This is a genomic window from Nostoc sp. 'Lobaria pulmonaria (5183) cyanobiont', from assembly GCF_002949795.1.
GTDB lineage: Bacteria > Cyanobacteriota > Cyanobacteriia > Cyanobacteriales > Nostocaceae > Nostoc.
Genome location: NZ_CP026692.1, coordinates 4,607,762 through 4,621,100 on the forward strand (window position 1 = coordinate 4,607,762; position 13,339 = coordinate 4,621,100).

A 13,339-nucleotide genomic window follows, 5' to 3' on the forward strand; every position below is an offset into this window, starting at 1 on the left:
AAAATGGAGAATGAAATACGACGCACGCTTGACGAACTTGTAACTAGATATGAACTTGAGCCTGATCTGCGTGATATATATGTTGAAGGAAAGACAGATAAGCTATTGATAGAATGGTTTTTAGACCAGAAAAAAAATCAAGGTTTTGCTGTTTATGAAATTGATACAGTTGAAATTCCTGCCCAATTATTATTTGAACAAGGATTAAAAGACAATAATCGAAGTCGTGTTATTACTCTTGCCCTTTATATAAATGATAAACTCTCAGAAACTTCTCTACATATTACATGTGTTGCAGATAAGGATTTTGATTGGCTATTTTGCAAAGAGTATCAGTGTGATTTACTATTATTTACTGATTATTCGTGTCTTGAGATGTACCTATTTAATGAGGCTGTTTTAGATAAATGTCTGCGTTTAGGACTAGGTTTATCTCAGCCCAAAGCTAGGGAAGTACTAAATCAATTATCTAGAGTATTAGAGGATTTATTTTTAATTAGGGATACTAATGAAGCACTTAATTTAAATATGAGATGGCTCGACAAATTTGGTGACTGCTGTAAATTGAATAAAAAAGATTATCAGGTTCAGTTTGAGTTAAAAACTTTCATTACTAAATATTTAAATAGCAATAGTAATCGCTCACAAGAATCGAGATTCATAACTAAACTCGAAGAATTACGTGCAAAAAAACTGATAGAAATACGATATAAAATTCATGGGCATGATTTTACTGAGCTTTTGTGTTGGTACATCAGACCCTATCTCGGGACAGAAATCAGGAGTTCTTACAATTCAGAGATTCTTGCAAGGAGCTTATTGGCATGTATTGATGCTGATAAATTGTCTCAAGAAGGTCTATTTCAGCGCTTACTGGCTCGTATTGACAGATAATCTAGGCGAATAATCGCTTATATCCAGGTAGGCGTAGCCCGTCGTAGACATTGCTGTTATCTCTCACTAGAAAATAAGTATACAGACGCAAAACGGCTTGTCGCCAGATTCAGATATAGCGCTTACTATCTCAACAATGTGATCGGTAGCGCTTTACAGCGAAATAGAAAGCCCCTGGTCAACACCAGGGGTATCCATCTTTATTCCCTCATTTAGAATCGCATCTGTGAAGCTATAGTAAATCCGTATTAATGCAATAACTGCATATTAATGATGATTATTTTGTAATCGGCTAGTTAGATAGGAATTTACTCAGTTTCATCGATGAGAGCAATGTCTACGACGGGCTACGCCTACGCTTTTTTGTCAAATTAGGCAATTAGTTCTAATTGTTTGTATACCTTCTGAGTATAATCTCCATTCAAAACATGGGATTGTGTTCATTATCCCAACACTTGCGATCGCTCAAATTTCTGCCAGTATGTTCGCAATGGTTGGGACACAAAAGTTATTAATCGTCTGACAGATGACTTGCAGAAAGCTTTTCCAGAGATGAAGGGATTTCCGGTTCGCAACCTCAAGTATGTGCGGGCATTTGCTGAAGCTTATCCAGACTAGGAATTTGTGCAAGCACAAAGAAGATCCACTGAGTAGGAGATGCAAAAAAACGGAGAAAGTATTTGATAACTTCTCCGTCTCTCTGCGTCTTCCATAAACAACTACTACCAAATTCGATTTCCATTTTCGTCAAGTCGCATTTGCCGAATTACGTCGGAAATCTCTTCAGCGTCTTTAACGTGGTGGAGTGCCTTCTTTTCGCCGTTGGGTTCATCCACAACGAAGTAAGTAGGGACTGTGATTCTCTCGCCTGTAATGTCTGGTACATCATCAACAGCTGCCTGTTTAGCCTTCTCTTCAATTGATTGAGGCTTATCAGAGATTCTATCTCCTGGATTCGCGGTTAAATTTTCTTTGTTTACGTCTAGCTCACGAGAATCCCGGTCTTCAGTTACTGGTTGATTAATTTGATTTTCTTGATTTTTCTCACTCATGGCGCTTTCAGTTATTAAAATATGGAACTCGACTAACAACAGCTTAAAAAATTAAAGGTATAAAGAGTTCTTTCTCTGGAGAGAGTTTGAGAATATATTTTGAAGAGATTTTTTGAAGTACATATCTTAGGTTATAGCCTAGCTCTGAAGTTGAGAAATAACCTCATACTCTAGAAATAAATAGTAATTAAAAATTAAAGTTCAGGAACAACTCTTAAAAAAAGCAAATTTTCTCAAAATTAACCGACAGTAAACACAAATATATATTAATCCTAATGCGATCGCACCGTAGTATACTAGAAGACCTTTGTCGGTAAATCGAATTATTATGGAACATTCTTCTACTAATAGCAAAATTCCAGCGAGGATAAAAACGCGTCGGGATTTCTTAACCTATATGCTAGGTACTACCGTTGCATCAGTAGCTATCGGATATCTATTTCCCAAAGTCAGCCAAAGTCGTGAGATAGACCTAGAAACCCTTTGCTCGCTTTATCCCAAGAATTCACGCTGTCAAAATTATCTTCCCGGATCGGTAACACTAGCTGAAGACGGCAAGCAAATTGAGGCTAATGCACTATTAGCAACCGCAAAGCCAGGAATTCCGATTCTGGTAAAAGGCTTGCCAGATCGTAGCGTTGATTATCTAATTATTCAAGACGGGCCAAAGATTGCTGAGTACGGTATCAGTCCAATCTGCACCCATTTAGGATGTACAGTAAAGTGGGATCTTGAGAAGAATCACTTTATTTGTCCTTGTCATGGATCTCAATACGATTCTCAGGGTCGAGTTGTTCGCGGGCCAGCTAAACGTTCTCTACCACTAATCACCGTAGTAGTCAAGCAAAACCAAATTCGTTTAGTCGATCGCAAACCTGCTGTAGATCCTCGTTAATCTACTAATAACCAATCAAATGTCACAATTCCACCATACTTTTTCAGCAAGTTATAAATTATAAAAGACTAACAAAAATTACTGCATGATTTAAATTTGTCGGGTAAGCTGACAACAGCAGTTTTATTCTCAAACCAATGACCGCAAGTAGTCCCAAAATTTTAGCCCTAGACTTTGATGGAGTGATTTGCGACGGATTAATTGAATATTTTGAGGTAGCATGGCGTACTTACTGTGAAATTTGGTCTTCTGCTAACGACACACCGCCAGATGATTTAGCTTTGAGATTCTATCGCCTAAGACCTGTTATTGAAACGGGTTGGGAAATGCCCATTTTAATTAAAGCCTTGATAGATGGGATTCCTGACGAAAAAATTCTTCATGAATGGGTAAGCATTGCCCCACAAATTTTGTTAAATGACAAGCTACAAGCAAAAGAAATAGGTGCGAAACTAGATAAGCAGCGAGATGAATGGATTACCACGGATTTAAGTGGTTGGCTGAGTCTGCATAGATTTTATCCGGCGGTAGTAGAAAAAATCAAATTAACTATTGACAGTGGAGTTAAGCTATACATTGTGACAACTAAAGAAGGGCGTTTTGTACAGCAGTTGTTGCAACAAGAAGGGGTGAATTTACCACCAGAGGCAATCTTTGGGAAAGAAGTCAAGCGTCCCAAATATGATATTTTGCGAGAATTAATCCAGTCAGTAGAAGACAAGCCAGTTAGTCTCTGGTTTGTAGAAGATAGACTCAAGACATTACAGTTAATCCAACAGCAAGCAGACCTTGAGGATGTGAAACTTTTCCTTGCAGACTGGGGCTATAACACCCAAGCCGAACGGGAAACGGCTCAAAACGATCCACGAATTCAGTTGTTATCACTTTCTCAGTTTGCCAAAGATTTCTCAGCTTGGCTTTAATATATTAAATATTTAGTGAAAAAGAGACGTAGCAGTACTACGTCTCTACAATAGTTATGAATAATACATATCTAATTTATGGATGTATCTATCTAAATAAAATTATATATTTTGTAAATTTAGGTGAAATAATAACTTACAACTATTCACTCCTCACTTCACACTTACTTTTATGCTTGACCTAACAAAACTGGCGCGAGAAATGCAGGGTTTAAGTCAGCATCTTACTTTAGAAGCTGCTGCCAATCGTCAGCGTTTAGAACTGGCACAACAACATTTAAAAAATGCTTACGAGTGCCAACAAGATTTAATCGATCGCCAGGAAAAATGGCGCGATCGCATTCTCTTTGCTAATGCTACCCCAATTGAAGCACTAGAAACCTGCATTGATATCCCTGTTCCGCCAAAAATTCATACTGTCATCGCTACCGATGGTTCCCAAATAGCCCCCAACCATCATGAAATTGCTTACTGTTATCTGCTAAATATCGGCAGAGTCGTCTTACACTACGGACAAAATCGCCATCCGCTACTCGATAGTTTGCCAGAAGTATTTTACCGCCCAGAAGATTTATATATGTCTCGGCAGTGGGGAATTAGAACCGAGGAATGGATGAGTTTTCGCCGCACTGCTTCCGAAACAACGGTGTTAGCAGAACTGGCGTGTAGTGCAGCGCCAGGGGATACGCCAGCGCTAGCAATGGTAGATGGTTCGCTAATTTACTGGTTTTTAGAACAATTGCCGATGGATGCACGCGATCGCATTTTACCCCCCATCCTGGAAGCTTGGCAGCAGATGCGTGAGGCTAAAATTCCGTTGATGGGCTATCTTAGTGCCTCTCGCAGCATCGAAACAATGAACTTTTTACGGCTATTGGCTTGTCCCTATCCAGTACCAGACTGTAAAAGTCATTGCCCAAATCAGCTAGAAAAAGTACCTTGTAAAATTTTTGAACAGTTGCGAGATACTTCTGTTTGGGCAACCCGGCTCAAACCCGGACAACGCAGTACCTTATGGCGCAGCAATTCCCCAATTCTCGAACTCTACGGCGATCAAACCATTTATTTTTGCTACGTCCACGTTGGTACTGAAATCGCCCGAATTGAAGTTCCGGCATGGGTAGCGGAGAATGCAACCATGTTAGACCAAGCACTGGGACTGATGTTAGCACAAGTGCAAAAAGGATATGGCTACCCTGTAGCGATCGCTGAAGCGCATAATCAAGCAGTAGTAAAAGGTGGCGATAAAGCGCGTTTTTTCGCCCTACTCGAACAACAAATGATTAAAGCTGGTTTAAAAAATGTCGGAACCTCCTACAAAGAAGCCAGAAAGCGCGGGAGTATTGCTTAAAATAATTCGTAATTCGTAATTCGTAATTCATAATTATAATTATGAATTACGAATTACGTTTTACGGTCTTAATACCTTAGCTACTTAAGGAAAATGACAGATAAAAAAATACGTAACACTTCTTATCTTAAATTTAAAATCTAAATGTTTACTTTACAGCTTTTTAGGGAAACCTTTATTTAGTAGAGAATTAAGTCAACAGCTAGCTTACTCAGTAAAAACTAGTAGATACTTATTGGCTTTACTATCAAGTTCATTACGTTTTTATTCGTAAGTAACCAGTCTTAGTCATAACTGACATTAGGCAAGTTTCTAGATTGAAACATTTTATTGCAATGATTATTTAATTTTAACGATAAACGTATTACCTTTTATCCAAAAATATTCATACCTAAAAAGCTGATGAAACTAATTAAATCTGAGTACAAACAATCTGAAGAAAAATACTCTCGATTTTTCTCATTTTCTATAGATTTATTGTGTATTGCTAATTTTGATGGTTATTTTAAGTATTTAAATCCAGTATGGACAAAAACATTAGGTTGGTCAATTTATGAACTAGTTGCTAAACCTTTTATCGAATTTATTCACCCTGAAGACCGTGAATCAACTATTGCAGTAGCCCAAAAACTTACACAATCTGTAGACGCAATCAGTTTTGAAAACCGCTATCTTTGTCAGGATGGTTCTTACAAATGGCTATCATGGAATGCAACTGGCTTTACTGAAGAAAAATTGATTTATGCAGTAGCTCGTGATATTACTATTAATAAAAAAAATGAGATAGCGCTAAACAATTCTATCCATGAATTAGAAGCTTTTAAATTTGCCTTAAATGCCCATTCACTGGTAGCTATTACTGATAGAACTGGAAGAATAACCTATGTCAATGACTTATTTTGTAAAGTTTCTCAATATTCTCCAGAAGAACTTTTAGGGCAAGATCATCGGATTATCAATTCTGAATACCACACAAAAGAATTTTTTGCAAATTTATGGAAAACTATTGCTCAAGGAAAAATATGGAAAGGAGAAATTCAAAATAAAGCCAAGGATGGTACTTTTTATTGGGTAGATACTTTGATCGCCCCAATGTTGGGACAAGATGAAAAACCCTATCAATATGTATCAATTCGTACAGATATTACACAGCGCAAGCTTTCAGAGTTAGCTTTATTGGAGCGATCGCGCTTGTCAGTTTTGAGTGCAGAAGTCAGTTTAGCCTTATCTCAAAGTGGCACACTTCCAGAAATTTTGCAAAACTGTACAAATACTATTTCCCAATATCTTGATATCAGTTTTGTTTGTATCTGGACATTTGAAACACAGACAAACCAGTTACAATTGCAGGCTGGCGTTCATTGCACAGATATTAGTTGTAGTGCTTTGAGCGATACCCAAGATTTCCCAGAGCATATCGCTTTAGTCAATAATATTATTGGCTTAATGATTCAAAATCACCAAGCAATTTTTAACGAAGAACTATCAATTAATAATTCCGATAAACTTCTCAATTCTACATTATCAATTTTACGATTTTCTGCTTATCCCCTAATAGTAGAGCAGCAAATAATCGGTATAATGGCTTTATTTAGCAAGCAATTATTTACCGAACCAACTCATAACCTATTAAATTGGATTGCTAATAATATTGCTGTGGCTATTGACAGAATCTGGGCACGAGAAGAAATCTTCAGTCGTCGGGAAGCTTTATTACTGCGTTTAGCTAGCCAAATCCGTAGTTCTCTTAACCTAGATATGATCTTAGAAACTGCTGTGAATGAAATTCGCAGCTTATTACAAATTGACCGTTGCTACTTTCTTTCTTATTTACCGCATCCATCTCAACCAAGCCTAACTATTAGCTATGAAGCACGAAACCCTAACTTGGCAAGTATGTTAGGCAGTATTCCACTGCAAAAAAGCACTTTTTTGACTCAAAACCTTCTCTCTCAAGAACTAAGCTGCATCGACAATATTAATAGCAAATCACATCTCGAATATGATGTGCAAGAACTTTTAATTGAGTTTGGTATCACATCTCAACTAATGCTACCAATTAAGAGTAATTCTGGGGAAATTGGAGCAATTGTGTGCAGTCATTGTAGTGGCGATCGCGTTTGGAATAATAGTGAAATTAACCTATTACAAGCTGTTTGCGATCAACTAGCGATCGCTATCGATCACGCACAACTTTATACCCAAAGTCGCGCTGCTACTTTAGAGGCTCAAACTCAAGCTGAAAAACTCACCGAAACCTTGCATAAATTGCAACAAACTCAATCTCAACTGATCCAAAATGAAAAAATGTCTAGCTTAGGACAATTAGTCGCTGGAGTGGCCCATGAAATTAACAATCCAGTTAGTTTTATTCATGGTAACTTAACCTATGCTAACGAATACTTTCAAGAGATGTTAACTCTCTTGCACCTTTATCAACAACATTATCCCCAACCAGAAGTAGAAATTAAAGATTTCGCTGCAAAAATTGATTTTGAATTCATTGCTAGCGATCTTTCTAAACTCCTATCCTCAATGAATATGGGTACTAATCGTATTCGTGAGATTGTTTTGGGATTGAAAAATTTTTCTCGTCATGATGAAGCAGAAAAAAAACTAGTTGACATTCATGAAGGAATTGACAATACGTTATTAATTTTGCATCACCGCTGGAAAAATAATGGAATTGGCTTAAATATATCTATAGTTAAAGAATATGGTGATTTGCCTTTAGTTGATTGCTATCCTGGGCAGCTTAATCAAGTATTTATGAATATTTTAACTAATGCGATCGATGCTTTAGAAGAATCAATGGTCAAGATAAAAACAAATCATAAACCGCAAATTATAATTTGTACTGAAATTTTAGAGAGTAAATTTGCTGTTATCCGAATTGCTGACAACGGATTAGGAATGGTAGAAGACATTAAAAAGCGCTTATTTGATCCATTTTTCACCACAAAAGAGGTAGGAAAGGGAACAGGTCTAGGACTGTCAATTAGCTACCAAATTGTAGTAGAAAAACATGGTGGAATTTTGAATTGTGTATCAGAACCAGGACAAGGCACAGAATTCTGGATTCACATTCCAATTTAAAATACTCTACGTTTCAAAACGCTACGATTTTACGCAAAGCTGTACTTTGAGATTTGTTTCAGAAAAAATATGTAAATAGCCCTCTGCTCACATGTTATGCGTAACTGATAACTGACCTTAGTCCACATGAGCAAACTAAGGTCAGTTAGTCGTTCGGTACTCTAAGATCAACTAAGTAGGACGACGTAAATAATTAAAGGTTTGTAGTGAGAGCTGAAGCTCTCACTACAAAATAATTTGAATATTTTTTACATTAGTTAATATAGTTTGAATTCTTCTCACCGACTTACTTGTCTATAATTTAAATTGAATTTTATGAACAAGTGCTTAGTAGCACCGTGGCTCGTTACTATAGAGTTCTGTTTCGATTGAGATTCCTTTGCATCAGATGGGGGAATCGGTAAGCCATAACGGATTTAAATTGTCTACTAATTTGCAAGAATCAAAAGTCTAGAGAAAATATTGACTAAAAACTATGCAAAATTTAAGTACATCCAACACTATAGGACTGAGTTTAGAGCTTTTTCATGTCCAAACCAACACTGCTTTTGAGTTATCACCAAATACTGCGGTGTTTCATATCGGTAAACCAAATGACCAAATTCCGCCGGATATTGATGTTTCCAACTTGCCAGATGTAGATGTAGTTTCTCGCATCCACGCACGGATTCAAATCCATATAAATAATTACTTTATTGAAGATTTAGGAAGTTCTAATGGCACATTTGTCAACAACACTAGATTAGAACCTAGAACACCCTGCCCAATAAATATAGGAGATAAAATAGACCTTGGTCAAGAAGAAAAAGTTACATTTATATTTCAATATAAGATACAATCTCAACAAAATCTTCTTCCTCTTACAAGTTCCACAAAAATGCAGGCTCAAATTGCTCTGAACAGCAGACAAACTCTGGTGAATCAAACAACCAGGTATATAGGCTTTGCTTTGATGGTTGCAGGCATCATCATTTTAACTGCAAATATTCGTGTTGGTATATTTTTTGGTATTCCTGGTTTATTACTATGTATTTCCGGTATTTTCGTCCTTTGTCAGCAGCGAATAAACCCTAACTTAGGGTGGATTTTGATAGCGCTAGGAATTATAGTTATAGCGTTTACTGGTAATGTGTTCGCGTCAGTTAATCTTTTAGTTTTTGTGGCATCATCTGCTTTATTTATCGCTGGATATCAACTTTTGAATACTGGAAAAATCTTAAATTATGATTTGCGATCGCTCCAGAAATTAATTAAAAAATAACTCATTTTAATCATTCTTAATTATTTCCATCCTACTTCTCTGCGAATAGCATGATTCATCAAGTTTATTTGCGATGCGTGAAACGATGGCGGCATTGAGCTATGAATTATATGGTCAAGTCCATCATGCATTACATCCGTTGGTAGTGCAGAATGATCGAGTCCTAATGTATGTCCAATTTCATGGGCAATGGTATTGGCGATTAAGTTAGACAATTGATTAACATGAAGACTGGCATTGTAAGAAGCATAGAATACTTGATCTATGCGGATAATCGCACGATTTGTAACCATTCCTAATTTAAAAGTAGCTACTCCTAGATAGTCAACTGGTTGGTTATCAGCAAATACATAGATATGAGTAAAATTGTCCCCCCATTCCTTGGGTTCAGGCGAATCAGATGTCAAAAATACTTCAACACTTCTAAATGCACCGTAGAGCTTAGAAAAGGCATCACTGAGAATACTATTGATTACTTCTCTATTTTCCTCTTCAATGTCCATTCCCGAAACATCTACCCAAATACAACGGCGAAACTCGCTATTTCTCTCTATGAGAATTCTTCCACAGGAAGGGCAAAACTCCCACTGAGACTGAATGCGCGAACAACATCCCTGACAACGGAGTTTAACAGGTATAGTCAAGTCTATGCGTTCCCAAATCGGGACTTTGAGCTTGCGATTGAGTCTAGTTAAATCCAGGCGATCGTAAAGAGACATTAATTTTTATTGTAATAGATTCTTTGTTTTGGCCAATTTTACCCAGTTTGGATATTCAGTCATTAGTAAATCATAAAGCTCTTGATCTGCTATACTTTCTGGGTCTTCTAAACTAAAAAAATCTGAATTATCAAGATAGCGATCGCTCATTTCGTCAAGTTTTTCTAAAAAGGTAAAATCACTAGTTTTTGCTTTAGCTAGCCAACCTAAAATACCTTTATCTTTAACATCCTTACGTGACTTGCCTATCGCCATAAATTGCCAAAAGATAGGCTCATACGAAGACTCTCTAAGAGATTTTTCTGTTTGTGATTCGTCAGAAGTTGCTCCATCCGTCACAAACATGATATAAACTGGAGTAGCATTTTTTGCACTAGTTTTTTTAGATATTGGAAAATAGAATTTTCTAATCATATTTATAGCTTTACCATAGTAAGTACCACCTTCTAGTGGATACTCTTTCAAGAGATTTGGAATAAAGGTTTTAAAATTTTCAATAGTCATTTCACCTGCATTATAGGTTTTAGCTCCAAATAGAAATATATCAATAGAGGCGTTGTCATCAAAACGACATCCTAAAGCCAGAATTTTTTCAGCAAACCGCTGAATTTTACCTAAGGTATAGAGCGCACTCATTGAGCCAGAGATATCAAGGCAAAGCACAACCTTAGCCTTATGATTCGTCAAATTTGCTTTTTGAAGTGATATATCTGCTTTTTTAACAAGATTGAAAATATGTGGTGCTTCTCGCTCAAGCTTTTTATCTAACGATATATTTAGTTTAGTTTTACAGTTTTCTTGCACCCTTTCTACTTTTGTAGATTCTTCCTGTTTAGTTTTGGAAATATATTTATCTACAAAACTTTGTAGTCCAGAACTATAGCCTTCTCCTACCGCTTGAAATCTCCATTCATTCTCTTTTTTATACAAGCGTCCAAATTGCAAAGCTGTCTCTTGAGAAAAAGCTTCTCTTAAATTGTATCGAGCTAAAGAATTTTTGCTTTCGTGATTATAAATCTTGATAAAAGCATTTTTGATTTGGCTAAAATTTTGATTTTTTTCTTGCCCTTCATGAATAGTGACAACAAAAACTATCTCCTGAATAGCTGGATTGACTTTTGCCAAATCAACATAAATTGTTTCATCATCTCCATTCCCTTCCCCAGTTCTATTATCTCCTGAGTGTTTTAAAGATCCATCAAGTGAGTGAAGGTTATTGTAAAAGACAAAATATTTATCATTGGGAATTTTACCATCTGCACCTAACATAAATACAGAAGCATCAATATCATAGCTTTGCCCAGCTTGATTTACTTGCCAACCCAAGCCAATAGCTACTTTCTTTAAATTCGGAGCTTCTTTAGAAAGATTAAACCTGCTGCCTTTGCTTAATTCAATTTCCATTTAATACACATCCTATCAATTAAAAATTTGTTAATTTTTTATGCAAAAAAAGGGGGTAACAACAATGAATACCTCCTTTGTATTAATTTATGAGATATATACTAAGCAGCGTATCGGTCTACAAAACTTTGCAGCCCTGATTTATAACCAGCACCGACAGCTTGGAATCTCCATTCTCCATCTTTTCGATAAACTTTACCAAACTCAATTGCAGTTTCTGCGGAAGCATCTTCATCTAATTCATACTTAGCAATTTGTTTTTCTGTGGCATTGTCATAAATTCTGATAAACGAGTTTCTGACTTGCCCAAAGTTTTGCTTTCTTTGCTCTGCTTCATGGATAGTCACGACAAAAACTATTTCTTGAACTGAAGCATCCACCTTGCTTAAATCAATTTGAATCGTTTCATCATCCCCTACACCCTCTCCAGTTCTGCTATCTCCCTCGTGTTTGACAGAACCATCAGGTGATTGTGAGTTATTATAAAATACAAAATATTTTTCATTAGGAATTTTTCCGTTACTACCTAACATAAATATAGAAGCATCTAAATCAAAAGCTGAACCTGTGTCTGTAACATTGATATCCCATCCTAAACCAATTCCAGCATTTTTTAAGCTTGGTGCTTCTTTTGAAAGATTGATCCTTTCACCTTTACTGAGGTTAATTGACATAATTATTACCTATTTTTGTAAGTGAATTAGATTCTGAATTTCTATGGATTTGAGTAACTTGATATCTACTTAAGCATAAACTTTCACAAGTCCCTCTAAACCATTAACGTTAATGCCGTTGCCAATAGCTGCCAATTTCCACTCATTATTATGATTGTAAATTTCAGCCATAATCATTCCGGTCATTCCTTTATATTCAGAACCCGATAGATGATACTTAGCGAGTTCTTGATTATTAGATGTATTGACTAGGCGTACAAAGGCATTTTTTACCTGTGCAAATTCTTGCTTCCGAGTAATACAATCATAAATATTAACTGTAAAAATCAATTTTACAATCTCTTTTGGTAGACGAGCTAAATCTACAAGAACCTGCTCGTCATCACCTTCTCCCGCACCTGTGAGATTATCACCCAGATGGGTAATAGCTCCTGATTTGTGGGATAGATTACCAAAGTAAACAAGATTGCCTATATCTGTTATTTTGCCATTTTGATCTAAACAGATTACAGAGGCGTCTAAATCAAAGTCTGAAGCGTTGCTGTGCTTCATGAATAGTTACAGTAATAACTATTTTTTGAACATCTACTGGTACTTTTTTAAGATCAACTTTGATAACTTCATCATCACCCTCACCTGCACCAGTAAGATTATCTCCCATGTGCTGAAGCGATTTATCAGAGTCAGGACTTGTGAGGTTATTATAAAAAATAAAGTGGTTGTCAGAAATAAGTTTTTCGTTAATACCTAACATGAACACTGAGGAGTCTAGATCAAAGTCATAACCTGTATCTGTAGCTTTAACGTCCCATCCAAGTCCAATAAAGACATCTGTTAAGCCAGGAGCAACTTTTTCAAGTGAAACTCTTTGTCCTTTTGTTAGCGAAACTGCCATAATTTTTTCTTCCTATTTATAGCAAATGGATGCACCAAGTAAGTAATCTGTTTATTGTTACTTTCAAATAAGTGGAAAATTGTAGATATCAACAAAAAATAATTACCTATGGCGCTGGTTTTTTAGAAAAAACTTCACCAGTAATTATTTAATTTTTGACTTGGCTAGTTTTGAA

General features: G+C 36.2%; 12 protein-coding genes and 1 pseudogene. 7 read left to right on the forward strand and 6 right to left on the reverse strand.

Annotation, left to right across the window (positions count from 1 at the left end; genetic code table 11):
• Positions 1-3 precede the first annotated feature (3 nt).
• Complete coding sequence (locus NLP_RS20285) at positions 4-894, forward strand: hypothetical protein (RefSeq protein ID WP_104907964.1); 891 nt, start codon at positions 4-6, stop codon at positions 892-894.
• Between the two features lie 495 nt (positions 895-1,389).
• Positions 1,390-1,512, forward strand: a pseudogene (locus NLP_RS20290) (DUF1016 N-terminal domain-containing protein); the annotation flags it as partial.
• A 104-nt stretch (positions 1,513-1,616) separates the two neighbouring features.
• On the opposite strand, the gene NLP_RS20295 reads toward NLP_RS20290, so the two are convergent.
• A complete protein-coding gene (locus tag NLP_RS20295) occupies positions 1,617-1,946 on the reverse strand; it encodes a hypothetical protein (protein WP_104907966.1) in 330 nt (109 codons plus the stop codon).
• A 328-nt stretch (positions 1,947-2,274) separates the two neighbouring features.
• On the opposite strand from NLP_RS20295, the gene NLP_RS20300 reads away from it, so the two are divergent.
• The 5 genes from NLP_RS20300 (at position 2,275) to NLP_RS20320 (ending at position 9,472) form a co-directional block, all read left to right on the forward strand.
• Complete coding sequence (locus NLP_RS20300) at positions 2,275-2,841, forward strand: Rieske 2Fe-2S domain-containing protein (protein WP_234016996.1); 567 nt, start codon at positions 2,275-2,277, stop codon at positions 2,839-2,841.
• A 137-nt stretch (positions 2,842-2,978) separates the two neighbouring features.
• Entirely contained in the window at positions 2,979-3,764 is a 786-nt protein-coding gene (locus tag NLP_RS20305) for an HAD family hydrolase (protein WP_104907967.1), read from the forward strand.
• A 172-nt stretch (positions 3,765-3,936) separates the two neighbouring features.
• Positions 3,937-5,115, forward strand: a complete 1,179-nt coding sequence (locus NLP_RS20310; protein WP_104907968.1) for a DNA double-strand break repair nuclease NurA — start codon at positions 3,937-3,939, stop codon at positions 5,113-5,115.
• A 402-nt stretch (positions 5,116-5,517) separates the two neighbouring features.
• The gene (locus NLP_RS20315; RefSeq protein WP_104907969.1) at positions 5,518-8,211 is read left to right on the forward strand and encodes a PAS domain S-box protein; all 2,694 of its coding nucleotides are present in this window, start codon (positions 5,518-5,520) and stop codon (positions 8,209-8,211) included.
• Between the two features lie 475 nt (positions 8,212-8,686).
• On the forward strand, positions 8,687-9,472 hold the full coding sequence (locus tag NLP_RS20320; RefSeq protein ID WP_104907970.1) for an FHA domain-containing protein: 786 nt from the start codon (positions 8,687-8,689) through the stop codon (positions 9,470-9,472).
• Positions 9,473-9,492: 20 nt separating this feature from the next.
• Here NLP_RS20320 and NLP_RS20325 read toward each other — a convergent pair whose 3' ends face one another.
• The 5 genes from NLP_RS20325 to NLP_RS20345 form a co-directional block, all read right to left on the reverse strand.
• Positions 9,493-10,191, reverse strand: a complete 699-nt coding sequence (locus NLP_RS20325) for a matrixin family metalloprotease (RefSeq protein WP_104907971.1) — start codon at positions 10,189-10,191, stop codon at positions 9,493-9,495.
• A 6-nt stretch (positions 10,192-10,197) separates the two neighbouring features.
• On the reverse strand, positions 10,198-11,595 hold the full coding sequence (locus NLP_RS20330; RefSeq protein ID WP_104907972.1) for a TerD family protein: 1,398 nt from the start codon (positions 11,593-11,595) through the stop codon (positions 10,198-10,200).
• A gap of 101 nt (positions 11,596-11,696) precedes the next feature.
• Positions 11,697-12,269, reverse strand: a complete 573-nt coding sequence (locus NLP_RS20335) for a TerD family protein (RefSeq protein ID WP_104907973.1) — start codon at positions 12,267-12,269, stop codon at positions 11,697-11,699.
• Between the two features lie 69 nt (positions 12,270-12,338).
• Entirely contained in the window at positions 12,339-12,821 is a 483-nt protein-coding gene (locus NLP_RS20340) for a TerD family protein (protein WP_104907974.1), read from the reverse strand.
• Positions 12,793-13,164, reverse strand: a complete 372-nt coding sequence (locus NLP_RS20345) for a TerD family protein (RefSeq protein ID WP_325034686.1) — start codon at positions 13,162-13,164, stop codon at positions 12,793-12,795. Before NLP_RS20345 ends, NLP_RS20340 begins: the two co-directional genes overlap by 29 nt.
• Positions 13,165-13,339 lie beyond the last annotated feature (175 nt).